At 36.8% G+C, this 25,743-nt stretch carries 24 protein-coding genes, 2 pseudogenes and 1 riboswitch; of the genes and pseudogenes, 15 read left to right on the plus strand and 11 right to left on the minus strand.

Translation table 11 applies throughout. From position 1 onward, the window contains the following. Nucleotide 1: 1 nt before the first annotated feature. Genes rbsD through BAOM_RS23460 form a run of 3 tightly spaced genes read right to left on the minus strand, consistent with a single transcriptional unit; the run spans nt 2 to nt 2,259 of the window. Complete coding sequence (gene rbsD / locus BAOM_RS23450) at nt 2–394, minus strand: D-ribose pyranase (protein WP_127762324.1); 393 nt, start codon at nt 392–394, stop codon at nt 2–4. Continuing rightward, nucleotides 391–1,275 (minus strand): ribokinase, encoded by an 885-nt coding sequence (gene rbsK / locus BAOM_RS23455; protein ID WP_127762325.1) that lies wholly within the window; start codon nt 1,273–1,275, stop codon nt 391–393. The genes rbsD and rbsK overlap by 4 nt, the downstream gene beginning before the upstream one ends. A gap of 6 nt (nt 1,276–1,281) precedes the next feature. Continuing rightward, nucleotides 1,282–2,259 (minus strand): LacI family DNA-binding transcriptional regulator, encoded by a 978-nt coding sequence (locus BAOM_RS23460; RefSeq protein ID WP_127762326.1) that lies wholly within the window; start codon nt 2,257–2,259, stop codon nt 1,282–1,284. Nucleotides 2,260–2,534: 275 nt separating this feature from the next. Between BAOM_RS23460 and BAOM_RS23465 the strand changes: the two genes are divergently transcribed. Then, on the plus strand, nt 2,535–3,986 hold the full coding sequence (locus BAOM_RS23465; RefSeq protein WP_127762327.1) for an alpha-amylase: 1,452 nt from the start codon (nt 2,535–2,537) through the stop codon (nt 3,984–3,986). Then, nucleotides 3,977–4,090, plus strand: a pseudogene (locus BAOM_RS23470) (IS3 family transposase); the annotation flags it as partial. The gene BAOM_RS23465 and the pseudogene BAOM_RS23470, both read left to right, overlap by 10 nt. A 23-nt stretch (nt 4,091–4,113) precedes the next feature. Here the strand turns inward: BAOM_RS23470 and BAOM_RS23475 are convergent. Further along, the gene (locus BAOM_RS23475) at nt 4,114–4,560 is read right to left on the minus strand and encodes a LysR family transcriptional regulator (protein WP_164853322.1); all 447 of its coding nucleotides are present in this window, start codon (nt 4,558–4,560) and stop codon (nt 4,114–4,116) included. Between the two features lie 114 nt (nt 4,561–4,674). Then, on the minus strand, nt 4,675–5,301 hold the full coding sequence (locus BAOM_RS23480; protein ID WP_127762329.1) for a DUF305 domain-containing protein: 627 nt from the start codon (nt 5,299–5,301) through the stop codon (nt 4,675–4,677). Nucleotides 5,302–5,519: 218 nt separating this feature from the next. Here BAOM_RS23480 and BAOM_RS23485 point away from each other — a divergent pair, with 218 nt between their 5' ends. The 5 genes from BAOM_RS23485 (at nt 5,520) to BAOM_RS23505 (ending at nt 9,884) form a co-directional block, all read left to right on the plus strand. After that, on the plus strand, nt 5,520–6,602 hold the full coding sequence (locus tag BAOM_RS23485) for a mechanosensitive ion channel family protein (protein WP_127762330.1): 1,083 nt from the start codon (nt 5,520–5,522) through the stop codon (nt 6,600–6,602). A 347-nt stretch (nt 6,603–6,949) separates the two neighbouring features. Continuing rightward, a complete protein-coding gene (gene speG / locus BAOM_RS23490) occupies nt 6,950–7,492 on the plus strand; it encodes a spermidine N1-acetyltransferase (RefSeq protein WP_127762331.1) in 543 nt (180 codons plus the stop codon). 106 nt (nt 7,493–7,598) lie between these two features. Then, nucleotides 7,599–8,393 carry an amino acid ABC transporter substrate-binding protein gene (locus BAOM_RS23495; protein ID WP_127762332.1) on the plus strand — a complete coding sequence of 265 codons (795 nt, stop codon included), beginning with the start codon at nt 7,599–7,601 and terminating at the stop codon, nt 8,391–8,393. 72 nt (nt 8,394–8,465) lie between these two features. Continuing rightward, nucleotides 8,466–9,122, plus strand: coding sequence for an amino acid ABC transporter permease (locus tag BAOM_RS23500; RefSeq protein ID WP_127762333.1), 657 nt, complete (start codon nt 8,466–8,468; stop codon nt 9,120–9,122). A 15-nt stretch (nt 9,123–9,137) separates the two neighbouring features. Continuing rightward, entirely contained in the window at nt 9,138–9,884 is a 747-nt protein-coding gene (locus tag BAOM_RS23505; protein WP_127762334.1) for an amino acid ABC transporter ATP-binding protein, read from the plus strand. Nucleotides 9,885–9,975: 91 nt separating this feature from the next. Here the strand turns inward: BAOM_RS23505 and BAOM_RS23510 are convergent, their stop codons facing one another. Next, a complete protein-coding gene (locus tag BAOM_RS23510; protein WP_127762335.1) occupies nt 9,976–10,461 on the minus strand; it encodes a PaaI family thioesterase in 486 nt (161 codons plus the stop codon). A gap of 151 nt (nt 10,462–10,612) precedes the next feature. After that, nucleotides 10,613–11,662, minus strand: a complete 1,050-nt coding sequence (locus tag BAOM_RS23515; RefSeq protein WP_127762336.1) for an NAD(P)/FAD-dependent oxidoreductase — start codon at nt 11,660–11,662, stop codon at nt 10,613–10,615. 106 nt (nt 11,663–11,768) lie between these two features. Here BAOM_RS23515 and BAOM_RS23520 point away from each other — a divergent pair. Further along, a pseudogene (locus BAOM_RS23520) lies at nt 11,769–11,909 on the plus strand (iron chelate uptake ABC transporter family permease subunit); the annotation flags it as partial. 19 nt (nt 11,910–11,928) lie between these two features. Here BAOM_RS23520 and htpG read toward each other — a convergent pair. After that, nucleotides 11,929–13,809, minus strand: coding sequence for a molecular chaperone HtpG (gene htpG / locus BAOM_RS23525; RefSeq protein WP_127762337.1), 1,881 nt, complete (start codon nt 13,807–13,809; stop codon nt 11,929–11,931). Between the two features lie 298 nt (nt 13,810–14,107). On the opposite strand from htpG, the gene BAOM_RS23530 reads away from it, so the two are divergent. Together BAOM_RS23530 and BAOM_RS23535 are read left to right on the plus strand one after the other, a co-directional pair. Then, nucleotides 14,108–14,551, plus strand: coding sequence for a MarR family winged helix-turn-helix transcriptional regulator (locus tag BAOM_RS23530; protein ID WP_306821283.1), 444 nt, complete (start codon nt 14,108–14,110; stop codon nt 14,549–14,551). Beyond that, entirely contained in the window at nt 14,548–15,756 is a 1,209-nt protein-coding gene (locus BAOM_RS23535) for an MFS transporter (protein ID WP_127762338.1), read from the plus strand. The genes BAOM_RS23530 and BAOM_RS23535 overlap by 4 nt, the downstream gene beginning before the upstream one ends. Nucleotides 15,757–15,884: 128 nt before the next feature. Here BAOM_RS23535 and BAOM_RS23540 read toward each other — a convergent pair whose 3' ends face one another. Beyond that, a complete protein-coding gene (locus BAOM_RS23540; protein WP_127762339.1) occupies nt 15,885–17,174 on the minus strand; it encodes an NCS2 family permease in 1,290 nt (429 codons plus the stop codon). Between the two features lie 40 nt (nt 17,175–17,214). Then, nucleotides 17,215–17,314, minus strand: a riboswitch (purine riboswitch). A gap of 617 nt (nt 17,315–17,931) precedes the next feature. Here BAOM_RS23540 and BAOM_RS23545 point away from each other — a divergent pair. After that, on the plus strand, nt 17,932–19,383 hold the full coding sequence (locus tag BAOM_RS23545; RefSeq protein WP_127762340.1) for an NAD(P)-binding domain-containing protein: 1,452 nt from the start codon (nt 17,932–17,934) through the stop codon (nt 19,381–19,383). A 168-nt stretch (nt 19,384–19,551) separates the two neighbouring features. On the opposite strand, the gene BAOM_RS23550 is transcribed toward BAOM_RS23545, so the two are convergent. After that, nucleotides 19,552–19,923, minus strand: coding sequence for a winged helix-turn-helix transcriptional regulator (locus BAOM_RS23550; protein ID WP_127762341.1), 372 nt, complete (start codon nt 19,921–19,923; stop codon nt 19,552–19,554). Nucleotides 19,924–20,129: 206 nt separating this feature from the next. Here BAOM_RS23550 and BAOM_RS23555 point away from each other — a divergent pair, with 206 nt between their 5' ends. The 3 genes from BAOM_RS23555 (at nt 20,130) to BAOM_RS23565 (ending at nt 23,522) form a co-directional block, all read left to right on the plus strand. Then, a complete protein-coding gene (locus BAOM_RS23555) occupies nt 20,130–21,305 on the plus strand; it encodes an MFS transporter (protein WP_127762342.1) in 1,176 nt (391 codons plus the stop codon). 83 nt (nt 21,306–21,388) lie between these two features. Beyond that, the gene (locus BAOM_RS23560; RefSeq protein ID WP_127762343.1) at nt 21,389–22,231 is read left to right on the plus strand and encodes an aldo/keto reductase; all 843 of its coding nucleotides are present in this window, start codon (nt 21,389–21,391) and stop codon (nt 22,229–22,231) included. Nucleotides 22,232–22,379: 148 nt separating this feature from the next. After that, complete coding sequence (locus tag BAOM_RS23565; protein ID WP_127762344.1) at nt 22,380–23,522, plus strand: NADH-dependent flavin oxidoreductase; 1,143 nt, start codon at nt 22,380–22,382, stop codon at nt 23,520–23,522. Between the two features lie 75 nt (nt 23,523–23,597). On the opposite strand, the gene BAOM_RS23570 is transcribed toward BAOM_RS23565, so the two are convergent. Then, nucleotides 23,598–23,939, minus strand: a complete 342-nt coding sequence (locus tag BAOM_RS23570) for a zinc ribbon domain-containing protein YjdM (RefSeq protein WP_127762345.1) — start codon at nt 23,937–23,939, stop codon at nt 23,598–23,600. Between the two features lie 373 nt (nt 23,940–24,312). Here BAOM_RS23570 and BAOM_RS23575 point away from each other — a divergent pair, with 373 nt between their 5' ends. Continuing rightward, nucleotides 24,313–25,704, plus strand: a complete 1,392-nt coding sequence (locus tag BAOM_RS23575) for a branched-chain amino acid transporter BcaP (RefSeq protein WP_127762346.1) — start codon at nt 24,313–24,315, stop codon at nt 25,702–25,704. Nucleotides 25,705–25,743 lie beyond the last annotated feature (39 nt).

The following is a 25,743-nucleotide window of genomic DNA, read 5'->3' on the forward strand; positions in this document are numbered from 1 at the left end:
ATTAAAAAAATACACCAGACTGTAAGATACAATTGGAATAAGGTGTTATTTCTCCTGTACGAATAACGACCTTCGCCTTTTTCGTCAGCTCTTTAAATTCTTCATGTGACACATAGACCACATTGCCTTGAAATTGTTGTTCGATAAACTGATGCTGCACAGGATTCTGTTCCTTCACTTCTTCGGCTGCAATCGTTTGCTCTACGACCATATCTTCGTGTACAAGGCGAACTACTTCTTGAAAAGTAGGCGTGCCTGCTTTTAACGCTAAATCAATTTTCGGTACATGAGAAGGAACAGGTAATCCGGCATCGCCAATCACGATATAATCAGTATGCCCTAAATCAACTAGAACCTTTGCAATAGCACTGTTTAATATGCCGTGACGTTTCATCCATTCAAGCTCCCTTCCACTTCGGCTCTTGTCGGCATACCGCCTTGAGCACCGAACTTTGTTACGGAAAGTGAAGCTGCTCGATTCGCAAATCTTACGCTTTCTTCATAACTCTTTCCTTCTGCAACAGCTACCGCAAACGCACCATTAAACGTATCTCCGGCTCCCGTTGTATCTATCGCTTCTACAATAAAGCTAGAAATAACCCTCTCTTCATTTCCGTCAAAATAGCGAACGCCATTCTTTCCTTCTGTAATGAAAATTTTATTAGGATATCTTTTAAGTACGTCAGCACGATTTTCCCCTTCAAATAAAAGCGCAAATTCATGCTCATTTGGTGTAATATAAGCGGACTGTTCAATAACAACCTCACTGATTTTACGCGCAGGAGCTGGATTTAGCAATAATTTTTTACCCAGTTTTGTACAAAGTTCCGCTAAATAAACAACGGTTTCTTCTGGAATCTCTTGTTGTACTAAAATAATATCTGCACGTTCAATAACTGGCTGAGCTTGTTGAACAAATTGTAGAGTAACGGAATCATTTGCCCCTTTTACGACAATAATACTGTTGTCTCCTTCTGCAAGCGTAATGTGAGCTGTACCCGATGCAACACCTGTAACCGGTTCCACATACGTTATATCAACACCGTTATCTCGTAAATTATTTTTAATCGCTTGTCCGTAAACATCATCTCCTACACAAGCAATCATACTAACCTCTGCTCCTAAACGCGCCGCTGCAACAGCTTGGTTAGCTCCTTTTCCGCCAGGGACCGTTCTAAATGAATCACCTAGAACAGTTTCTCCTGCGATGGGACGTTTATTTGCTGTCACAACTAAATCTATGGCCACACTTCCGACAACTGCTATTTTCACCATTGTTGACTACTCCACCTCTCTTGTTGTTTCTCTTTCTATAAATGACACAGGAAATACGGTGTGTATCTCTTCTAGTTTTTCCTGATTAATTTTTTTAATTAAAATTTCCGCAGCCTTGGCTCCCATTTCATAGGCTGGCTGTTGAATAGTGGACAACGCAGGGTGTAATAAAGCTGTAAATGAAACATCATCATAACCAATTACTTGAATGTCCTCCGGCACGCGTTTTCCCATTGCTAAAGCTTCCTGCAAAATGGTTGCCGCCACAATATCATTACAAGCGATAATGCCATCTGTCTCCGGATATTTCGCCAATACTTCTTTAGCACACTTTCTTGCTCCTTGATAAGAGAGTGTGGAATCTAAGATATGAACTTTCACATCAGTATCTTCGAGCACACTTAATGCTGATAAATATCGCTCATAGACTGTTTTAATTTCAACAGGCCCTCTAATAATCGTGATTTCTTTTGCACCTCGTGCTAGTAATATCTCTGCAGCAAGTCTACCACCTTGTTGTTGATCGGCATACACAGCCGGCAAATGTCCTGCTGTACGATCAAGCAATACAGCTGGAATCGTTAAATTATCAAATATCGTATGATCTTGTTCATTAGTCGATATAATCAAGCCAACGACATTGTTTTGCAAAAAGGTATCTAGATACTCTCTTTCCTTTTTTCTATTTTCATCACTATTGCCGAAAATGAGACGATATCCTTCCCGTTGTAAATAATCTTCAATTCCCCTTGCCATTTCGGGGAAAAACGGATTTGTAATATCAGGGAGAATCAAGCCGATCAGTTTTGATTTTCGTTTATATAAAGACCTCGCTACTTCATTCGGTTTGTACTGCAGTTTTTCAACAGCTGCAATTACAGCCTTTCTTGTATCTTCATGAGCATAGCCACTGCCATTTATCACGCGTGAAACTGTTGCAACAGATACGCCAGCTTCCTTTGCTACATCCCGAATTGTTGCCAAATCTCTCACCTCAATCTTGAAAATGTGTAACCGTTTCCACATTATTTAAAGATAGCATGATTTATTTTAGATATCAATAACTCTTTTTATACATTATTTTTGAACTTAGACCATTATCAAGAAGATAAAAAACAGGACTACTATTTATATGAAGGTAATGGTGTATTTTTCATATAAGAGTGTGAAAAAGGGAACAATCGCTTTTTACTAATCAGACAATATTCAGTATGATAATTACAAAAATATACAAAAATAGATAAAAAGGAGGGAAATGAATGAAAAGAAACGATACGATGATGCAATTTTTTGAATGGCATGTACCAGCAGATGGCTGTCATTGGCAAAGATTAAGGCGTGCTGCACCTCAGTTAAAAGCAGTTGGCATTAACGCTGTTTGGCTGCCGCCTGTTTCAAAAGGGCAATCAGCAAACGACAATGGGTACGGGATCTATGACGGCTATGACCTTGGGGAATTTAATCAAAAAGGCACTGTTCGTACTAAATACGGGACAAAGCAAGAGCTCCTTGAAGCAATTGAAGTTTGCCGCCATGAGGAAATCCGTGTGTATATCGATATCGTCATGAACCATAGAGCAGGGGCAGATGAAACAGAACTATTCAATGTTGTCGAAGTGGATCCAGAAAACCGAATGATTGAACTATCGAAGCCATTTGAAATAGAAGGATGGACGAAGTTTACATTCCCAGGTAGAAATCAACAATACTCCTCATTTACATGGAATGCCCATCATTTCAACGGAACGGATTACGATGAGAGAACTAAAAAAATTGGAATTTACCGCTTGCTAGGTGAACATAAAGGATGGAGTAAGAACGTTGTCGATGAATTAGGCAACTATGATTATCTCATGTTTGCAAATATTGATTATGATATTCTCGAAGTACGTCATGAAATGATTTCATGGGCAAAGTGGGTCATCGATACATTAAAATGCGACGGCTTTCGCTTAGATGCTGTTAAACATATTAATAGCGACTTTATGAATGAATGGTTACAAGCAGTCCATTCTCATACACATAAACGCTTTTATATCGTAGGAGAGTTTTGGCAAGCAGATGCTCATGTACTTCAACACTATTTAAAGCAAACAAACTATCAATTAAACTTATTTGATGTCGCTCTTCATTATAAATTTTATGATGCCGCCAAAGCTGGCACCGACTTCGACTTACGAACTATTTTTCATCAGACCCTCGTTCAATCACACCCTTCACATGCCGTTACATTTGTTGATAATCACGACTCCCAACCTTATGAATCACTTGAATCTTGGGTACTAGATTGGTTTAAACCACTAGCCTATGCCCTTATTTTGCTAAGACGCTCTGGCCGCCCTTGCGTATTTTTCGGCGACTATTATGGCATTCGCGGCCCTGTACCAGTCCAAGGCAAAAAAGAGATGCTCGACTCTTTATTATATGCACGTTATGAAAAAGCATATGGAAAACAAAAAGACTATTTTGATAATCCCCATGCTATTGGCTGGGTTCGATTTGGAAAGCCTTCGATTCAAAAGTCTGGATGTGCTGTTATCCTTTCTAATGACAAAGCTACCGAAAAGCGCATGTTTGTCGGTAAACAGCGCGCTGGAGAAGTGTGGGTCGACCTCACAGACGCTCACCCTGCAAAAATCACAATCGAAAAAGACGGATTTGCTACTTTCCCTGTTCAAGCAAAAAGCGTGTCTGTTTGGGCTTTAAACTAAAGTTAAAGAATGGCATTTACTACTATAATCACAAACGGATTAAGGTAAAACTAAAGGGCATGAGTCCAGTACAATACCAAAATCATGCCCAAGCGGTTGCCTAACATTTGTGTCTACCTTTTTGGGTTCACTTCATAATAGTAAATTTTGTTTGTTTCTCCTGAAGACTTCTTCTTAAATCAGCATAACAGTGACTATTAATCTCGTAATATTGTTGAGATGTCGAATCAAGTTGCTGTTGACTCATAATCTTTGAAAAGTAATTCTCCGCAATATAGTGACTAACATACACTGGAAATGTTTGCTCATAATAGTCGGCTTTCTTAATCTTTTCTGACGCTTCATCAACAAGATTCATAATTTCCCTCGCATAGTGCAGTAAAATTTCACCTTGCTTCGTTAACTCTACTTTTTTTCCAGAACGATGGAATAGCTTAGAATCAAAATTTTCTTCTAATTTATTTATATGATGACTAATTGTAGGCTGGGAACAATACAATCGTCGAGCAGCTTCCGTAAAAGAATGACATTCAGCTAAAACAATAAAGGACTCCATTTTCTCTAATGTATTCATCTCTACTCCCCTTCCCATAAAGATAAACTTAAATGTGATAATGATAATCATTATCAAATTTAAGTTTATCAGCCATTGCTTTTATTGTCTATTTTTATAGAACACCATTCTCTATTACTCAATGATCTTCATTACTCTTTGCATCTGTATAAGTTGTGTTTTTTGGTCAACAAGCATCGTTCGTGCAATACGTCTCAAGTCCCCATTGTTGGTAAATTGTAAAATTGTAATCTCCATTTCAACCGTTCCTTCATGAAGAGAAATCATCTCTTCTAAAAAATGTTGGTGAATATCCCCTTTAGTTTTAGCTCTTTCCATTTTCTTAATCATTTGTTGAAATGAATCTCTATATACTTCCAAATAAGCTGCTTCCTTTTCTAACTCTATATTGGGATGTTCTTTCATTTCCTCTAAAAGTACCTTCATTTTATCTAATTCAATAAGTTGATTATGGACTATCTTTTTGGCAATCCGTTTTACTTCTGAATGGTCACTAAACCTCATGATATTTTCACACATAGCAATGGACGCTTCATGAAGCGGAATCATTTCATACAAGAAATCAAGTGTTGCATCACCAGTGTTTGGAACATTCTCTACCTTCGTTTTCATCATTTGTAAGGCAATATGATAATAATCGAAATACGCTTCTTCCTTTGAATTCATTTTTGCGTCAACACTATCTATTAATGCAATCCAAACTATAAGTCCAATCCATAAACGCTTAGTCCAGCCTCTCATCTAAGTCCCCCTTATCATTAACTCGATTTTATTATGGAAGAAAAAGATTGGGCTTATACTGAACAAAACGCAAAAGGAAACACGTCGCTGTTACTTGTACAAATTTTACACGTGTGAAAAGCTTGGTATAGGAATAGATTAAAATTATTCCCGCCAAACGATACGATTTTATATAACGAAAGAACAAAGAAGCGATGCAATGTGGAGGAGAAAGTAATATGGCCTTAAATTATGATATAGACAAATTAACGAACCTTGGGATTTCCATCGGGATTCTACTCTTATTTTTGTTGTTAAGAAAGATATTTACTACATATATCTTTAAATTCATTTTAAAAATCAGCAAAAAATCTCCGACCAATTTCTTTACGCATGTTTTTAATTCTTTTGAACAGCCGATTCGTTGGTTATTCATCGTAATTGGTGTATATGTAGCACTTCGTTATTTCCCTTATTTAGACCAAAAAGATCCATTATTCTTAAAGTTCTTTCGTGCCAGCGTAATTTTTATTATTAGCTGGGGATTATATAATATGTCTTCTGCTTCATCAATCTTATTTGAAAAGATAAGAGACCGCTTTGATATTAATATGGACCAAATCCTTATCCCATTTTTATCAAAGGGTTTACGTTTTATCATTATCGCGATTAGTTTCAGTATTATTGCCCAAGAGTTTAATTATGACGTAAACGGGTTTGTAGCAGGATTAGGGCTGGGCGGTCTTGCTTTTGCCTTAGCTGCAAAAGACGCTATTGCCAATTTCTTCGGTGGGATTGTCATTATTATCGAAAAACCTTTTTCGATCGGGGATTGGATTCAAACAGCAAGTGTAGAGGGAATTGTTGAAGATATCACATTTCGAAGTACTTCTATAAGAGCGTTCTCCCAAGCCGTAGTAACCGTGCCAAATGCAGCACTATCCAATGAAGTCATTACCAACTGGAGCAAGATGGGGAAAAGAAGTGTTACCTTTAGACCTGAGTTGAAATACGATACTCCAAGACATAAAGTAAAAAATGTTTTAGAAAAAATAGAATTTGAATTACGTAATCATCCAGGCGTTCACCAAGAAACTATTTTAGTTAAGTTGGAACAGCTACATATAAGCGGCCTTATGATCTACATTAACTTCTTTACGAATTCGACACAGCTTGGAGACTATTTAACAGTAAAAGAAGACATCAACTATGCCATTATGGAAATTCTTGAAGAAGAACATGTATCCCTTGCCTTCCCTACTAGTACGATTATTGTGGAACAAGATAAAACGGCACAGACGAGTCAAGTGTCAAACTCATAATAAACAGGCCCTATTTATTATTAGGCCTGTTTATTCTATATATAAAGCCCATTTGATTTTCTGACATCTCTCACACGAGCAGGAGCTAAAAATCAACAGCGTATTCAAATAAACACTTTTCTATCGGTTTAACAAGTTGAACCTATATAGTTTTTCATCGAGACTGCTTCCTATAGTTTAATGTATCAATATTTGCAACCCTTTTTCTTTGGTAGTAAAATTATTCCATACATCTATATAGAATTTGTACTCTAAGCATGATAATTAAGCAAAAACGAATAATAAAAAGAGCACGATATACAAAATTTATTCGATAAGAACTATGCGTACATTGGAGGGGGTAAACAATGATTAATCACGAGGAAGTGCGATTAAGACCATTAGAAAGAGAAGATTTGAAATTTGTCCATAAACTGAATAATAATGCTAAAATTATGTCTTATTGGTTTGAGGAACCGTATGAAGCCTTTGTTGAATTACAGGACTTGTTCGATAAACATATCCATAATCAAGGGGAACGCCGCTTTATCCTTCAACAAGGAACGGAAATTCTCGGTCTAGTCGAGCTAGTAGAAATTGATTACATCCATCGCAGAGCTGAATTCCAAATTATTATTGATCCGAAATACCAAGGTTGTGGACATTCACTAACCGCTACTCGTTTGGCGATGAATTATGCGTTTTTCATTTTAAATTTACATAAGCTATATTTGATTGTTGATAAAACCAATGAAATAGCCATTCATGTTTACCAAAAAGCCGGCTTTCAAATAGAAGGCGAATTACAGGATGAATTCTTTGTCGCTGGTAAATATCATGATGCATTAAGAATGTGCATCTTCCAAGAACAATATATCGAAATGAAGGAGCAAGAAAATTTCCAAAATTAAGAACATAATATTATGGGTACTGCTCCCCCTAAAATTATGGTATCATAATAACATGGTAACGTACTAAAGGAATATTATAACGTAGACAAAGGAGAATTTCTTCAATATGAAACGTATAGCAACTATGATTTTGACTTTAGTAGCTATGTTCTCCATCCTTACGGCTTGCGGTACAGCGGAGGATAAAGGAACGGATCAAGCTAAAGACCAAAAAGATACTTTAGTTATCGGGATTGACGACCAATTTGCTCCAATGGGCTTCCGAGATAAAAATAATGAAATTGTTGGTTTCGACATCGATTATGCTAAAGCTGCTGCTGAAAAAATGGGTATGACAGCTGAATTCCAACCAATCGATTGGAAAACAAAAGAATCCGAACTAAGCAGTGGACGAATTGACCTGATTTGGAACGGATATACGATTACAGATGAACGCAAAGAAAAAGTTCTTTTCACAAAACCATACTTAGAAAATGCACAGGTTGTTGTGACTTTAACCGATTCAAAGCTAAAAAAACTGGATGATTTATCAGGCAAAGTTGTAGGTATTCAAGCTCTTTCTTCTGCATCTGATGCCCTAAATGCTAATCCAATTAAATCAAAAATCAAAACAGTAACAGAGTTTAAAGATAATGTACTTGCACTAAGCGATTTAAAAACAGGCCGTATAGATGCAGTCGTTATTGATGAGGTTGTTATTAATTATTATATGTCTAAAGAAAAAGATACATTTAAACTACTTGACGAATCGCTTGCGCCGGAACAATATGGCGTAGGTGTGAAAAAAGGAAATGAAGAATTATTAGAAAAACTTCAAAAAGCACTTGATGAGATGAATGAAGATGGTACAGCTGCTGAAATCTCAGAAAAGTGGTTTGGCGAAGATAAAGTATTAAAGTAAACAGACTGAACAAATTATGACAAAAACAGGATTTCCTCTGGAAACCCTGTTTTGTTTTGGAGGAATCCTTTCATGGCCGATTATTTCAATACAATGATTATGCCTATGCTGGAAGGGGCAAAGATGACGATTCTCTTATTTTTAATCGCTATCGCTGTCTCCATTCCACTAGGCTTTCTACTCACACTAGCTGTAAATAGCCGTTTTAAACCATTATCCTGGCTTGCGCAAACCTATATTTATTTAATGCGCGGTACACCGCTGTTACTGCAATTATTGTTAATTTGTTTCGGTCTGCCGCTTATTCCTGTAATCGGGGAATATCTAATTTTGGATCGTTTCGTTGCGGCTTGTTTAGGTTTTATTTTAAACTATGCAGCGTATTTTGCTGAAATCTTCCGCGGCGGTCTTCTTTCTATTGATAAAGGCCAGTATGAAGCTGCTAAAGTACTCGGTTTAAATAAATGGCAAACGACGATACGGATTATCTTACCGCAAATGTTCCGTATCGCCCTTCCTTCTGTTTCAAATGAATCGATTACGCTAGTTAAGGATACGGCTCTTCTCTATGCTGTTGCCGTACCGGAATTATTACACTTTGCTCAGACGGCTGTAAACCGCGACTTTACAATCGTGCCATTCTTTATCGCGGGTATAATCTATCTCTTAATTACACTCGTCTTAACGATGTTCTTTAAATGGCTCGAAAAACGATTCAAATTCGAATAAAAAGGAGTGGTGAATATGGCTATCATTGAAGTATCCAATCTCAAAAAATCATACGGCAAATTAGATGTACTCAAACAGATTACTTTTGATGTAAATAAAAATGATGTAGTGGCTGTAATCGGTCCCTCTGGTTCTGGTAAAAGTACGATGCTCCGCAGTCTCATTCATCTTGAAGAAATTAACGGCGGCAGCATTCGTGTAACAGGCGACTATTTAGTGAAAGACGGCGTTTATTCAAAAGCGCAGGAAGTTAAAAAAATCACTTCCAAAATGGGTATGGTCTTTCAGCATTTCAATCTCTTCCCGCATCTTACGGTAAAAGAAAATTTAGAAATTGCGCCTAAAATGTTAAAAATAGAACCCATATCAGCCATTCAACAACGAAGCGCTGAGCTCCTCAAGAAAATTGGACTATCTGATCGAGCAACAGCATACCCGGCCAATCTCTCTGGTGGACAAAAACAACGAGTAGCCATTGCCCGAGCACTGATGATGAATCCTGAAATTTTGCTGTTTGACGAGCCTACCTCCGCTTTGGATCCAGAATTAACAGGGGAAGTTTTACAGGTTATGAAGGACCTTGCGGAAGAACAAATGACGATGATTGTCGTAACACATGAAATGGGCTTTGCCAAGGAAGTAGCCAATCGAGTCATGTTCATGGATAATGGAGAAATTATCGAATCTGGGCATCCAGAAGAGTTATTTAATAATCCGCAATTTGAGCGAACAAAAGCATTCTTAAACCGCAACTTAAAGTAAGAGTTGATACTTTTTCATATAATAAGAACGGCAGGGGGCATACACCCTGCCGTTCTTATTAAAAATATGCTGAAAACGCTTACTTAGTTCTTTATTTTTGTGTGAAAGTGGCTGGCATTACAACAGCAATCACTTCTCCACGTGCACAAAGTGTATCATTTGCAAATACTTCCGTTTCCACTTTCCATTTCTTCGGATGAATCTCTGTCACTTTCCCAACCGCTCTTAACGGAACATGTTGTGGAGTTGGTTTCATAAATTCTACATTTAATGCAGCTGTTACAAACCGTGGTGGCGGTACGATTCCATCTCCTAGTTCATGTCCATTTTTACGGTGCAAGGCTAATGAAGCTGAACCTGTTCCATGACAATCAATGAACGAAGCAATCAAACCTCCATAAACAAATCCCGGAATTGCTGTATGTTCCGGCTTCGGTATGTAAATAGTCAGCGTATTTTCCCCTTCCCAGCCAGTTCGAAAATGATGCCCCTCTTTATTTAATCTTCCACACCCGTAACACCAAGCAAAATCATCTGGATATTCATCTTGAATAGCCTTTACCAATGTTTCCTCCATAATATCTCCCCCTTTTAGACTATAGTATAACATAAAAAATTCTATATTTTTACATAATAACCATTAATCTTACAAAAAGGACGAAACTTTAATGCTAGATAGCTCTCTATCATTAAAGTTTCGTCCTTCTTTTGAATACCTTACGAGTCTACTACTTCATCATTTTTTGAACTAACTCTCGATTTCGCTTTTTAAAAACTTCATTATGCGAAGAGACCATTCCAGCATGACTAGCATCAGGTTGAATGAATTGCTTTGCTCTATTTACAGCATTTGCAGCATCTTGAAAAGCACCCGCTATTAGATGGACTTTTCCATCATGCTTTAAAATGTCCCCTGCCGCATACAATCCTTCCACTGAAGATTCGCTAGATGCGTTCCCTTCAATATAGTAATCATCCACTAGTTTAATATCCAGTTTACTGTTTTCAAGTAACATTTTATCCTGTTCATATCCATGATTAATGATGACCTCATCAATCGACACATACGTTACCTCTTCTGTTTCATGATTCGTTAATTGCACCCGTTCAATTGTCTCATGACTAGAATCAGCGATTAGTTTTGTAATAGACGTATTCAGAAAACAAACAGCCGAACTATTCATTAATTGTGTGACTTGCGCTTCATGTCCTGCTAAAACATCCTTTCGATACGTCAAATATACCTTTTTCGCAATAGGCTCTAATTCATTGGCCCAATCGATTGCCGAGTTTCCACCGCCTGAAATAATGACTGTCTTATCCTTGAAACGCTTTAAAGACTTTACTGTGTAATTTAAATTAGATACTTCAAATCTCTCAGCACCTTCTATTGCTAGCCTTTGTGGATTTAAAATTCCTCCCCCAACGGCCATAATAACCGTTTTCGAAAAGTGCTTTCTTCCAGATGCAGCATGTAAAATAAAAATCCCGTCTTCATTACGTGTAATGGATTCTACTTTCTCATTTAACACGACTTCCGGGTGAAACGTTAGTCCTTGCTCTACAAGTTGCTCTATTAATTTTGCTCCAGGAACAGGAGTAATTCCTCCAACATCCCAAATCATTTTTTCTGGATATACATGAATTTTCCCACCTAGTTGTGGTTGGTATTCTATAAGCTTTGTTTTCATTTCTCGAAGTCCGCTATAAAAAGTGGAGTAAAGACCTGCTGGTCCTCCCCCAATCACCGTCACATCAAATAATTCGAATTGTTCCATTTCCGTTCACTCCTTGGTAATCAAACATAAAATGATTATCATTCTCATTTAAATATACCCCTTTTCCCTTGTTTTTACAACCAGAAAATTATTGACCCAAAACCAAATTGCACTTGCCGATATAATTGGACGGAATGTAGTCGAACCTGACGGAATTCCAGCAGGCATTATCGTTGCCTTAATTGGTGCCCCTTATTTTATGTATTTGTTATTAAAAAATAAACGAAGCAGAGACTGTCTTACTTAGACAGTCTCTGCTTCGTTTATTACACCATTAGCTTACACAAATCATTTGTAAATTCTAACGGATCTTGAATTGGTAAACCTTCTATTAACAGTGCTTGATTATATAAGAGATTTGTATATAATCGAACCTTTTCTTTATCGTCCTGTTCAAAAGCTGATTTGAGTGACTTCCAAATCTCATGGTTTACGTTAATTTCTAAGGTTTTATCTGCTTTAACCTGTTGGTTATTCGGCATCATATTCAGTACTTTTTCCATTTCAATTGACAATTCGCCATTAGCTGATAAACAGACTGGATGGGTTTTTAATCGTTTAGATACTTTCACATCTGTTACTTTTTCCGATAATACCTCTTTCATCAAGTCAAAGAGCTCTTTATTTGCCTTCTCCTCTGCTTCATGCTTATTATCGTTTTCTTCTTCAATTCCTAAATCACCGCTGGATACGGATTTAAACTCTTTCTCTTTATAGTTCAGCAACATTTTAATCGCAAATTCATCCACATCATCTGTAAAGTACAAAATTTCATATCCTTTATCAGCAACTAGCTCGGTTTGCGGCATTTTTTCAATTCGTTCGTTTGTTTCACCTGTTGCATAATAAATATACTTTTGATCCTCAGGCATTCTTGATACGTATTCATCTAGCGTTACTAATTTCTTCTCTTTTGATGAGTAGAACATCAATAAATCTTGTAAAACGTCTTTTTCTTGTCCGAAATTATTATACACACCAAATTTTAATTGTCTGCCAAATGATTGATAAAATGCTTCATATTTTTCACGGTCATGTTTTAATAAACTTTCTAGTTCCTTCTTAATTTTCGTTTTAATATTTTTAGCGATGAACTTTAATTGTTTATCTTGCTGCAAAATTTCCCGGGATATATTAAGCGATAAGTCTTCTGAATCAACCATCCCTTTTACAAAGCTAAAATAGTCTGGAATTAAATCCGGACATTTTTCCATAATTAACACACCGTTAGAATATAGCTCTAATCCCTTTTCAAACTCTTTTGAATAATAATCAAAAGGAATGTTTTCAGGGATAAATAAAATCGCATTATATCTTACCGTACCATCAACTTTTACATGAATGTGCTTAATTGGTTTATCAAAGCCGTACCGTTTTTCTTGATAAAAGTTTTCGTAATCCTCAGCAGTCAGTTCATTTTTATTCTTTCGCCAAATAGGAACCATACTATTAATTATTTGTTCTTCTTGATAGTCCTCGTATTCATCTTCGCTGCCTTCTTTTAATCTTCGGCCAGTAACATCCATTTTAATTGGGTAGCGGATAAAATCAGAGTATTTTTTAATAATTCCCTTCAGACGATACTCTTCTAAATACTCCTCATACTTCTCATCTTCGGTATTCTCTTTAATGGTTAAAATAATCTCTGTGCCGACTGTTTCTTTCTCGCATGGCTCAATTTTATAGCCATCAGCCCCTTCGGACTCCCACTTATATGCTTCATCGCTGCCTAAAGCTTTACTGATGACCGTTACAACATCTGCAACCATAAAAGCGGAATAAAATCCTACACCAAATTGACCGATAATATCGTGGCCATCTTTTAATTCATTTTCACTTTTAAAAGCTAGAGATCCACTCTTTGCAATGGTTCCAAGATGCTGCTCAAGTTCCTCTTTGGTCATCCCGATTCCAGTATCTGTAATTGTCAATGTCCGGCCTTCTTTATCCGCTGAGACCTTTATGTAGTAACTATCTTTATCAAACGTTAATGTATCATCTGTTAATGCTTTGTAATAAATTTTATCGATTGCATCACTAGCATTCGAAATCAACTCTCGTAAGAAGATCTCTTTTTGAGAATAAATGGAGTGAATCATCATATCTAATAATCTTTTAGATTCTGCTTTAAACTGCTTTTTTGCCATATTAAAGGGTCTCCTTTCATAATCAAAGTAACTTAACATCCATACTTATATTAGCTGCCATTAGCACTCTTTATACTAGAGTGCTAACCATTATTTAAATAACATATAATAAAGGAAAATGTCAATATATAGGTTGCATGAAATTAAATTTCTTGCATAACAAAACGATTATCCTATATTTTGAGCAATAACAAATTTTGTGTAAAAATTTGTTATTCCATAGACACACACCTTGAATTCTGTTATATCAAATTAGTTACCTTGAGTAATAATTACCTTAACTAACTATATACAGGAGGTGTTTCCCATAAAGGCATTTCAAAAATTCTTCCATCAATTCACGCTTTTATACCGCCCTTTTGAAAACAAATTAAATATACTGCTTAACCAGCATCAGATCCAAAGAGCGCAATGGACGATTTTATACTATTTATCCCTTAACGGTTCAATAACACTTGTAGAGCTTTCTAACTATTTAAGCGTAGAAAAGCCTACCGTTACTAGAACCATAAACCGCCTAGAGGAATTAGGATATGTCGAGCAAATTCCAAGCAAGGACAAAAGGGAGAAAAGAATACAGCTTACAGAGCTAGGCAAAGAAGTATACAAGCATGTCCGTATAACAATTGATCAATTTGAGAAGGACATTTTAAAAGGAATCTCGGAACAAGAGCAGCTCAATGCTATCCATATCATGAAGGAAATACACAATAACCTTATAGAATGGGAGGATAAAAATTGACTTCATCAAGACCTAAACTTTGGACAAAAGATTTCATTATTGTTTCCTCTGTTAATTTTCTCTTAACGTTAATCTTTTATTTATTAATGGTTACCATTGCCGTGTATGCCGTGAATGAATACGACGCTTCGACAAGCCAAGCAGGACTCGTAACAGGAATTTTCATTATAGGAACATTAATTGGACGATTATTTATCGGTCGTGCTATTGATTCGATTGGCCGTAAAAAAACATTAATTATCGGCTTAATTTTCTTCATTTTGACGACATTTTTATATTTTTTAAATTACGGTATCACCTTCTTGCTGTTTAATCGTTTTATACATGGTGTAACGTTAGGAATGGCAAGTACAGCGGCTGGTACAATTGTAGCCCAAATCATTCCGCAGACAAGAAAGGGAGAAGGGATTGGCTACTTTAGTATGAGTGCGACACTCGCTACCGCAATCGGTCCTTTTATTGGGCTATATATGAGCCAACATACAAGCTTTCATATGATTTTTAGCTTCTGCCTTGCCTTAGGAATAATTAGTTTAATTACCGCCTTCTTTGTATATGTACCGATCTTAGAGAAATCAGCAAAAAAATCAGAGGTAAAAGGATTCAAACTTTCGGACTTTATTGAGCCTAAGGCACTGCCCATTGCATTTGTTACGCTAGCAGTAGCCTTCTGTTATTCCAGTGTCCTTTCCTTTATCAACTTCTATGCAATTGAAATTAACTTGGTCAATGCGGCTAGCTTTTTCTTCATTGTATATGCTGTTGCAGTATTAGTGTCACGTCCTTTCACAGGTCGCTTAATGGACGTGAAGGGAGCAAATATTGTGATGTACCCTGCCTTTGTTTTCCTTGGAGCTGGGTTGCTGCTCCTTAGTACAGCAAATAACAGCATCACTTTATTATTATCCGGTGCCCTTATCGGTCTTGGGTTTGGTAATATGCAATCCTGCACTCAGGCTATTGCCGTAAAATTGACTGAATCTCATCGTATGGGGTTAGCTACATCGACTTTCTTTATCTTTCTAGATGCAGGACTCGGTTTCGGTCCTTATGTACTTGGGTTTATTATCCCAATGACTGGCTATAGAAATTTATATATCATTTTAGGTATCTTCAGCTTAGTCGCATCTATTCTTTATTTCCTTCTACATGGTAAGAAAGAAAAAATGATAAGATCTGAATCTGAACATCAAATTTCAGCCTAAGAAAGACAGAAAAAGGGATACCCTAGATAGGGTATCCCTTTTTCTTTTCACTTTCCATCATTTAATATAATACGATTCACTATATCGGTGTTATTCATAAAGCATGTATTATGAGAATATCTCATGACTTAATGCCCTGGAAAAAAGGCCATCTGAATGACAAAAATAATTCCGAAAAGATAAATGATTGGATGTACATCTTTCCCTTTACCACTTACAAGCTTAATAATTGGATATGTAATAAATCCAATTGCAATTCCAGTTGCAATACTCCCCGTTAAAGGCATAGTCAAAATAACCGCAAAAGCCGGGAATGCTTCATCAAATTCCTTCCAATCAATTTTAGCTAACCCTTCCATCATATAACAGCCAACAATAATTAAAGCTGGAGCTGTAATAGCTGAAAGTGATGAAATAGCTGCTACTAATGGTGAGAAAAATAGAGCAATTAAGAAAAGAATCGCAACTACGAAAGCAGTCAGTCCAGAACGACCTCCAGCTGCCACCCCTGACGATGATTCAACATAAGCACTAGATGGACTCGTACCTAGCGTCGCACCAACGGTTGTCGCAACAGCATCTGCAGCAAGAGCTGATTTAGCTCTTGGCAGCTTTCCATCTTTCATTAGACCCGCTTGCTCCGCTACTCCAACCATTGTTCCCGTTGTATCAAAAATAGTAACAAGCAAAAAGGCAAACACTACTGTATATAACGAATTCGAAAAAACACCTGTAATATCTAAATCAAAAAATACAATTGCCGGTGGTGTGGATACAACGCCTTCCATTTGTAACATCCCCATAAAATAACCGATAATTGCCGTAATAAGCATACCAATAAACAAAGCACCCTTTATTTTACGAGCAATTAAAATGAATGTGATAAACAGGCCAACAATCGATAAGATTGTAACAGGCTTATGTAAATCACCCAAAACTACAACCGAATTAGGGTCCGCTACAACAATCCCCGACATTTTCAATCCAATAAATGCAATAAATAAACCAATCCCTGCTGTAATTCCATATTTTAAGGAAGTAGGCATTGATTCAATAAGCAATTGACGAAATTTAGTCAACGACAAGATGATGAATAAAATCCCTGCTAAAAAAACCGTACCAAAAACAACTTGGTAACTTACTCCTTGGGTAGCAACAACGCTTGTAAAATAAGCATTCATCCCCATACCAGGAGCAATAGCAATCGGATAATTTGCTAAGAGAGCCATGATTAATGTTCCAATAGCTGCAGCCAAAATGGTCGCAATGAATACTTGATTAAATGGCACACCCGCAGCGGACAAGATGGCAGGATTCACAACAATAATGTAAGCCATCGTTAAAAAGGTTGTAAAACCAGCTAATATTTCCGTCCTTACATTTGTTCCTAATTCGCGCAATCTAAATAAACGTTCCATATATCCTCCCTAATAAAAGAAATTCCTAACTATAAATGGGCAGGTTGAACTACCCATTCGTAGTTAGGAATTTTCGGCTCCTAGTAGAAACTCTCAGACCGTATCACTGAGAATATACGAATGAACATGATTTTTCTTTTTTATTTTTTAACTCCGCAAATTATATTAAACGAATATTAAAATTACGTCAATACACATCGTTCGTTTTATTATGTTTATTTTCACCATTGACGAGTTTAATTTTAGATAACCGTATAAAAAACACGAATAAAATTACTTAAACTATAGGGTTCGCTTCATTAGGTATCGATATACCTTTTTTATCAAAGATTAAAGCATTTGCCACAAAAATTACCTATCCAACAATTATCACGTCATATTTTATAACATAAAATATTGTTTTTGATCATTTTACAATTTTCTTTAACCTCTACTTTATCTGTTATGACAAAAAAATTATAAATCTAGTATATTTGCACAATAAAAAAAGGAAATTTTAGATGAAATTACAATGAAATATGAAAATAAACATGATACTATAAGAACACAAACAAAACTATGTTATAAAAAATAACATTGCTTAGTATATTAATTAACAGAACATTTTGTTTCCTATTCTTCTCAATAATGAATTCTAATTTAGAGAAAAACACTTTTTATACAGTTAAAAAAGCCATTATTACAGATTAAAACGAATGAAAGAAAGAAAAGAATTAGAGTATCGATTAAACATACAATTGAAAGGAATGAACAAACTATGGAATTAGAGGCTTTAAACGAACAAGTAAAAAGAGACCTTTCCTATCTTGCCTTTGGAGGTGAAGATTGGGTTCGCCCACTCAATCATTCTGAAGGACATGTTTATGATGTAGTCATTGTCGGCGGCGGTCAAAGTGGCTTAGGTGCTGCTTTTGGTTTTATGCGTGAGCGAATATCTAATATCCTTGTAATCGATGAAAACCAGGAAGGTCTAGAAGGGCCTTGGGAAACCTACGCTCGTATGATGACATTGCGAACACCCAAACATCTAACCTCCATTGACCTCGGAATCCCTTCACTTACTTTCCGTTCATGGTGGGAAGCACAATTTGGATCAGAGGGCTGGGAACAAATCGTGAAAATCCCCCGCAGTGACTGGATGAAGTATTTACGCTGGTATCGAAAGGTTCTCAATCTCCCCGTCATGAATGAAGTAACGCTTAAGCTCATTGAACCTACAGACGAAGGCATTCACCGATTGCATATCGAAGGGCCAGGAACTCCATCTAATCTATTACTTGCACGTAAAGTCGTTCTAGCTACTGGTATTCAAGGTGGCGGTGAATGGCATGTACCACCTATGATTTCCGAGAAGTTACCACGTCAGCTTTATACTCATACCTCTGAATTTATTGATTTTGAAACACTTAAAGATAAAAAAATTGGAATCTTGGGAGGGGGTGCCTCGGCTTTTGATAATGCCAATTTTGCACTATCCCAAGGTGTAGCCGAAGCGCATGTCTTTGTTCGTCGCAAGGAGCTTCCACGTATCAACCCAATTCGCCAGATGGAAGTCTCAGGGATGATTGAACGTTTCCATAGTCTATCGGACACCGATAAATACGCTGCTATGGTTCACTTCTTTAAACATAATCAACCACCGACTAATGATACTTTTGAACGTGCATCCTCGTGGTCCGGTTTTCAGCTGCATATAGGAGCACCTTGGGTTAATGTAGAAGCAGCAGACGAAGGTGCGGTAGTCGCTACGCCTCAAGGAACGTTCACCTTTGATTTCCTCCTCATCAGCACTGGTCTTCTAACTAACCCTGCTTTACGTCCAGAATTGAGACTAATTGAAAACTATATCGCTCGCTGGGAGGATCGATATAAAGCACCAGAAGAGATAAGCAATCCTTTGCTCAATGCTCATCCTTATCTCAGTCCTGGCTTTGCTTTCCTAAGCCGTGATGAAAGGAATAAAAAGTTCCTTCATGGAATTTTTGCTTTTAACTATTCAGCATTAATCAGTTGCGGCATTTCAGCCTCTGCGCTTTCGGGTATGAAGTTTGGTATCCCTAAGCTCGTATCAGCCGTAGCAGATCAGCTTTTCTTAGATAATCGCGAGGAAATTCTTCATAACTACTTTACTTATAATGAACTTGAGTTTATCGGTGACTGGCCAAAAAAAGGGCAGGCACTTAATGCCACTCTAGCTTCCCAGAAATAAAAGATTCCGTCTTAAAAACTTAAACAGTACCTGACCTATGACAAGTGGAACATTTAAATGAATATCCTTGTACAATATCACTAAAAAAAGGCTTACTGTTGTGTATATTCAGCAGTAGGCCTTTCAATCATTTACAGCCAAGGATTTTATGATAAAGCTAAGATCTCCTTACTTCAAATGTTCATTTAAAACATTCTCTTCTAACACAGCAAATTTATCACCGTATACTTTCATAATATGCTTTTCTCCCCACGCACAAAGAGAATTTAAAATACTTTGTAAACTCCACCCATATTCACTTAACTCATATTCCACTTTCGGAGGAATCTGATTATACACAATTCTATTAATCACTCCATCCGCTTCTAATTCACGTAATTGCTGGGTTAACATCTTCTGAGTAATATCTGGCATAAGACGCTTCAATTCACTAGTTCGTTTCTTTCCGTGGGTTAGATGGCATAGAATCACACATTTCCACTTCCCGCCTATCACTTCTAATGTCGCTTCTACTGATATATTGTATTTCTTTTTCTTCATAATTTCTCCTCCAAATTAATAGGTACTTAAAAGTACCTATAGAACCTTTAGGTATCTATATTACTTTAAAGTACGTACTTTTCTTTAACTTATATATATCCCATAATAACATTTGCCAGTTAAAAGTTATCGTATTCATTAATTTATATAGTTTACTTTAACTGACTTCATTAATACAGTGTCACAATCACTTTGGAGGGAAAAAAATGTCTATAGATAAAAAAAGAAGTACATTCGCACTGCTTGCATTAGCAGTCAGTGCATTTGCAATTGGAACGACAGAATTTATCAGTGTTGGTCTACTGCCTCTCATCGCGAAGGATTTACAAATACCTGTTACAACAGCTGGTTTAACTGTTTCTTTATATGCTTTAGGAGTAACATTTGGAGCACCCATTCTCACCTCTCTTACTTCGAGGATGTCACGTAAAGCTTTATTGCTTTGGATTATGGTTATTTTTATTATAGGAAACAGTATCGCTGCTGGAGCTTCCAGTATTGGGGTTTTACTTGCAGCCCGTGTGATTTCTGCCTTTTCACATGGTATTTTCATGTCAATTGGCTCCACGATTGCCGCTGATTTAGTACCAGAAAATCGGCGGGCTAGTGCAATATCCATTATGTTCACTGGGCTGACAGTAGCTACCGTTACAGGAGTCCCATTCGGAACATTCATCGGTCAGCAATTCGACTGGAGAATGGCCTTTATCGTCATAGTAGCGGTGGGTGTTCTTGCACTAATCGCAAATAGTATCCTGGTTCCATCTGATCTGCGAAAGGGCAAGCGTACAACACTGCAGGATCAGTTCAAGTTGGTAACAAACGGTCGCTTACTGCTTATGTTTATCATTACCGCTTTAGGCTATGGAGGAACATTCGTTGTCTTTACTTATTTATCACCATTACTGCAGACTATCACAGGATTTAAGGAAGGAACCGTTGCAGTGATTCTGTTTATTTACGGTATTGCGATTGCAATTGGTAACATGGTAGGCGGAAAGCTATCTAATCAAAATCCGATTAAAGCATTATTTTATATGTTTATTGTACAAGCTGTTATACTATTTATCTTAATGTTCACGGCACCATTTAAAATAGCAGGATTAATGACCATTTTCTTAATGGGACTTATGGCTTTTATGAATGTGCCAGGCTTACAAGTCTATGTAGTCATGTTAGCAGAGCGTTTCGTACCAACAGCAGTCGATGTGGCATCAGCTATTAACATCGCTGCATTTAATGCTGGAATTGCGCTTGGATCGTATTTAGGTGGGGTTATCACAAACTCTATCGGACTAATTCATACTTCTTGGATAGGAGCACTAATGGTACTAATGGCCGCAATACTTACAGGTTGGAGTAGAATTCTTGAAAAAAGATAAATTAAAGGAGGTGGTTGACCAAATATTAAACAAGTATAGAACAACTCTATTTTCTTATAACAACAATGGGAGGTTTATTGATAATGACTAGAAACTTACAAGATACAACAACTTTATATAACGGTGTTAAAATGCCTTGGCTTGGTATTGGAGTATTTAAAGTAGAAGAAGGCCCTGAATTAGTGAATGCTGTTAAATTCGCCATTAAACATGGATATCGTAGTATTGATACAGCTGCCATTTATGAAAATGAAGAAGGAGTTGGCCAAGCTATCCGCGAAGGGCTAGATGAAACGGGCATTTCTAGAGAAGAATTATTTGTTACGTCGAAAGTGTGGAATTCTGATTTGGGTTACGAATCAACGATTGCCGCTTATGAAACGAGCCTAAAGAAACTTGGTCTAGATTATTTAGATTTATATCTTATTCACTGGCCTGTAGAAGGGAAATACAAAGAAGCATGGCGAGCATTAGAAACTCTTTATAAGGAAGGGAAAGTAAAAGCAATCGGCGTAAGTAACTTCCAAATCCATCATCTTGAAGACTTAATGAAAGATGCAGAAATTAAACCGATGGTTAACCAAGTAGAATATCACCCACGTTTAACGCAAAAAGAAGTTCAAGCCTTTTGTCAAGAACACGGAATTCGGTTAGAAGCTTGGTCACCTTTAATGCAAGGTCAATTACTGGATAACCCGGTTCTACAAGAAATTGCTCATACACATAATAAAACCATCGCTCAAGTTATTATACGTTGGGATTTACAAAACGGTGTTGTAACCATTCCGAAATCTACGAAAGAACATCGAATTGTTGAAAACTCGACTGTATTTGACTTTGAGTTAACGAAAGAAGAAATGCAGAGAATTGATGAACTAAATCAAAATCATCGAGTAGGACCAGACCCTGACAACTTTGATTTTTAAAATATAGAACATCCCAAAATAGGCGCTCCCCTTTCATAAGGCAGCGTCTATTTTTAATAAGATTCAGATTATTAGCTAAGCATAACATTGTAAAATATTTATTTTATTTAGTATGTTAACTATATCTTAATGAAGGGGGAAAGTAAGCATGAATAAAAATGACCAACATTTATTATCTCCATATACATTTACAAATGGAGTTGAGTTAAAAAATCGAATTGTTATGGCACCTATGACAAACTTCTCGTCTAATCCGGATGGAACAGTAACAGAGGCAGAAGTAAATTATTACGCTCGCCGCTCTAAAGGAGTCAGCATGGTGATTACTGCTTGTACATATGTTACGCCAAATGGAAAAGGGTTTCATGGTGAATTTGGTGGTGACAGTGATGAAATGATACCAAGCTTAAAGCAGTTAGCAAAAGGAATTAAAGATCAAGGTGCTAAAGCTGTCTTACAAATGTTCCATGGTGGAAGAATGTGTCCTCCAGAGCTAGTCCCTAATGGTGAAATTGTAAGTGCAAGTGATATACCTGCAGAAAAAGGCGGCGCTTCAACAGAAGAACCAGCTGTAAAGCCAAGAGCTTTGACAGAATCAGAAGTTGAGGAGATTATTCATGCTTTTGGAGAAACGACTCGACGTGCGATTGAAGCAGGATTCGATGGAGTTGAAATTCATGGAGCAAACGGATATTTAATTCAACAATTCTTCTCCCCACATTCTAATCGTCGTGAAGATCGATTTGGGGGTAGTCTCGAAAAGCGTATGACCTTCCCTTTAGCTGTAGTAGATAAGGTAAAGAATGTAGTTAAGGAGCATGCTCAATCTCCATTTATTGTTGGATATCGTTTTTCACCGGAAGAACCAGAAACACCGGGAATTACGATGGCGGATACACTAGCCTTAGTAGACGCTTTAGCCGATAAAGACTTAGATTATCTACATGTTTCATTAACTGAATTCTTTTCTACAGCTAGAAGAGGCGTAGATGATGTCAATAAAATACGCATTGAATACCTGCTAGAAACGATTAATAATCGGGTTCCTCTTATCGGTGTAGGTTCTATTTATTCTGCTGATGACGCTCGGAAAGCATTTGAGACAGGAGTCCCTTTACTAGCACTTGGTAGAGAGTTAATTATTGACCCTGATTGGGTGCAAAAAGTAGCAGAAGGAAGAGAAGATGAAATCGTAACACAGATTGACAAAAGTAAACAGGAACAATTAGTTATACCTGATCCATTATGGAATGCCATTATTCATACACCAGGCTGGTTCCCAGGTGTTTAATTAAAATAGGTCAGCCCTCAAACAATCATGATATCCAGGTTTAGGGGCTGACCATTTTTTATATTAAAATCACATTTATATCTTTTTAACAAATTCGGATTTTAATTTCATCGCTCCAAAACCATCAATTTTACAATCAATATTATGGTCCCCATCGACTAAACGAATACTTTTCACTTTTGTACCTTGTTTTAAAACCGATGAACTTCCTTTTACTTTTAAATCTTTGATAACCGTTACTGCGTCTCCATCGTTTAAAACATTTCCATTTGAATCTTTGACAACCTTTTGCTCTTCGCTATTTTCATTTTCTAAGCCTGGCGTCCACTCATGAGCACATTCTGGACAAACTAAAAGGCTGCCGTCTTCATATGTGTATTCTGAATTACACTTTGGACAATTTGGCAAATTTGACATAACTCTATTTCCTCCATTCGTAATCGGTTACTCTCCTAATGTATAAGTTAGTTTCAATTCCCTTTTTGCTGCTTCATAGGAAGAGCTGCTACGAACTTGAAATTCACAGAAAACAGATAGAGAGTTCGTTATATGCTTATATACTGTCATAGTCTTCCCATATTGACAAGCCTCCCCTTCTACATTTATTTCTTTATATCAAAAGCAATTTTATCCCCTGCCTCATATGAATTAGGAAATCTTTATATTGTTGTTTCCTTTTACTAGGTCAGCTTACATATCGTATAGATTTATCCATACTAAAGAATACTAAGCATGCAGATTTTTCTACACTTTAACCTCAAATAATCATAATTAAAAAAGGGTGTTAAAAATGAAAAGTGAAGTATTTCGAAAAAAGCCTATCGGAGATTTATTGAAAAAAAGCGGGGAGTCACAGCTGAAGAAAACATTAGGATCATTTGATTTAATCTTACTCGGTGTTGGTGCTATTGTCGGAACAGGCATATTCATTCTTCCTGGCACAGTAGCAGCAAATCATGCTGGACCAGCTATCATATTATCGTTTATAATCGCCGCTATCGTCTGCGCATTAGCAGCCATGTGTTTTTCGGAATTTGCTTCATCTGTACCAGTAACGGGTAGTGCATATACATACGGCTATATTGTATTTGGTGAATTAATCGCTTGGTTAATTGGTTGGGCCTTACTATTAGAATACGGTTTAGCGGTGGCTGCGGTTGCAACTGGTTGGTCTTCCTATCTGCATTCTTTATTAGCAGGCTTTAATATCATGATTCCAAATGCAATTTCTGAAGCTTTTAATCCAGCAAACGGAACATATTTAAATGTACCCGCAATAGCCATTGTATTAGCCATTGCGGGTTTATTAACAATCGGGGTACAAGAATCTGCGAAATTTAATAAAATCATGGTTTTTATTAAAATAAGTGTTATTCTCTTATTTATTGTAGTAGGTATTTTTTATGTCAAACCTATTAATTGGCAGCCATTTATGCCATTTGGGATAGGTGGAGTTACGAGTGGAGCAGCCCTTGTTTTCTTTGCTTATTTAGGATTTGATGCTGTTTCATCAGCAGCTGAGGAAGTAAAGAATCCTCAACGCAGTATGCCAATTGGAATTATTGGTTCATTATTAATTTGTACATTGCTTTACGTAGCGGTTGCTCTTGTGTTAACTGGAATTGCTCCATATACAAGCCTTAATGTAAGTGACCCAGTTAGTTATGCTATGCAACTTATTCAGCAGGAATGGGTAGCTGGAGTTATTTCCCTTGGGGCGATTACTGGGATGACGACCGTTATACTTGTAATGTCCTATGGCGGGACAAGACTTCTTTATGCACTTAGTCGTGATGGATTGCTTCCGAAAAGTATGTATGAGTTGCATAAAAAATACAAAACGCCTATAAAAAACACATGGGTCTTTGCAGTGATTGTAGCTTTTTTTGCTGGTTTTATTCCATTATCTAAACTGGCAGAGCTGGTGAATATGGGAACATTACTTGCATTTACAGTAGTATCAATCGGAATTATTTACTTACGAAAAGATAAAAGTATACCATCTGGCAGTTTTAAGGTACCATTCTTTCCAGTCTTACCGATTGTATCATTCCTATTATGTTTATTTTTACTTTCTCAGCTCTCCATTGATACATGGATTGCATGCGGGATTTGGTTTGTCATTGGACTGTTCGTCTATTTTAGCTATGGTAAAAAACATAGCTTAATGAATAAAAATTAAAAATAGTGAGCTTACATTGTAATGCAGAGACAATGTAAC

This window comes from Peribacillus asahii, from assembly GCF_004006295.1.
Classification (GTDB): Bacteria; Bacillota; Bacilli; order Bacillales; family DSM-1321; genus Peribacillus; species Peribacillus asahii_A.

Bases quoted from the DNA above. Each gene is read 5' to 3' on its own strand.
- rbsD (WP_127762324.1), bottom strand. From the start codon at position 394: ATGAAACGTCACGGCATATTAAACAGTGCTATTGCAAAGGTTCTAGTT.
- rbsK (WP_127762325.1), bottom strand. From the start codon at position 1,275: ATGGTGAAAATAGCAGTTGTCGGAAGTGTGGCCATAGATTTAGTTGTG.
- BAOM_RS23465 (WP_127762327.1), top strand. From the start codon at position 2,535: ATGAAAAGAAACGATACGATGATGCAATTTTTTGAATGGCATGTACCA.
- BAOM_RS23475 (WP_164853322.1), bottom strand. From the start codon at position 4,560: ATGAATACATTAGAGAAAATGGAGTCCTTTATTGTTTTAGCTGAATGT.
- BAOM_RS23480 (WP_127762329.1), bottom strand. From the start codon at position 5,301: ATGAGAGGCTGGACTAAGCGTTTATGGATTGGACTTATAGTTTGGATT.
- BAOM_RS23485 (WP_127762330.1), top strand. From the start codon at position 5,520: ATGGCCTTAAATTATGATATAGACAAATTAACGAACCTTGGGATTTCC.
- speG (WP_127762331.1), top strand. From the start codon at position 6,950: ATGATTAATCACGAGGAAGTGCGATTAAGACCATTAGAAAGAGAAGAT.
- BAOM_RS23495 (WP_127762332.1), top strand. From the start codon at position 7,599: ATGAAACGTATAGCAACTATGATTTTGACTTTAGTAGCTATGTTCTCC.
- BAOM_RS23500 (WP_127762333.1), top strand. From the start codon at position 8,466: ATGGCCGATTATTTCAATACAATGATTATGCCTATGCTGGAAGGGGCA.
- BAOM_RS23505 (WP_127762334.1), top strand. From the start codon at position 9,138: ATGGCTATCATTGAAGTATCCAATCTCAAAAAATCATACGGCAAATTA.
- BAOM_RS23510 (WP_127762335.1), bottom strand. From the start codon at position 10,461: ATGGAGGAAACATTGGTAAAGGCTATTCAAGATGAATATCCAGATGAT.
- BAOM_RS23515 (WP_127762336.1), bottom strand. From the start codon at position 11,662: ATGGAACAATTCGAATTATTTGATGTGACGGTGATTGGGGGAGGACCA.
- htpG (WP_127762337.1), bottom strand. From the start codon at position 13,809: ATGGCAAAAAAGCAGTTTAAAGCAGAATCTAAAAGATTATTAGATATG.
- BAOM_RS23540 (WP_127762339.1), bottom strand. From the start codon at position 17,174: ATGGAACGTTTATTTAGATTGCGCGAATTAGGAACAAATGTAAGGACG.
- BAOM_RS23545 (WP_127762340.1), top strand. From the start codon at position 17,932: ATGGAATTAGAGGCTTTAAACGAACAAGTAAAAAGAGACCTTTCCTAT.
- BAOM_RS23550 (WP_127762341.1), bottom strand. From the start codon at position 19,923: ATGAAGAAAAAGAAATACAATATATCAGTAGAAGCGACATTAGAAGTG.
- BAOM_RS23555 (WP_127762342.1), top strand. From the start codon at position 20,130: ATGTCTATAGATAAAAAAAGAAGTACATTCGCACTGCTTGCATTAGCA.
- BAOM_RS23560 (WP_127762343.1), top strand. From the start codon at position 21,389: ATGACTAGAAACTTACAAGATACAACAACTTTATATAACGGTGTTAAA.
- BAOM_RS23565 (WP_127762344.1), top strand. From the start codon at position 22,380: ATGAATAAAAATGACCAACATTTATTATCTCCATATACATTTACAAAT.
- BAOM_RS23570 (WP_127762345.1), bottom strand. From the start codon at position 23,939: ATGTCAAATTTGCCAAATTGTCCAAAGTGTAATTCAGAATACACATAT.
- BAOM_RS23575 (WP_127762346.1), top strand. From the start codon at position 24,313: ATGAAAAGTGAAGTATTTCGAAAAAAGCCTATCGGAGATTTATTGAAA.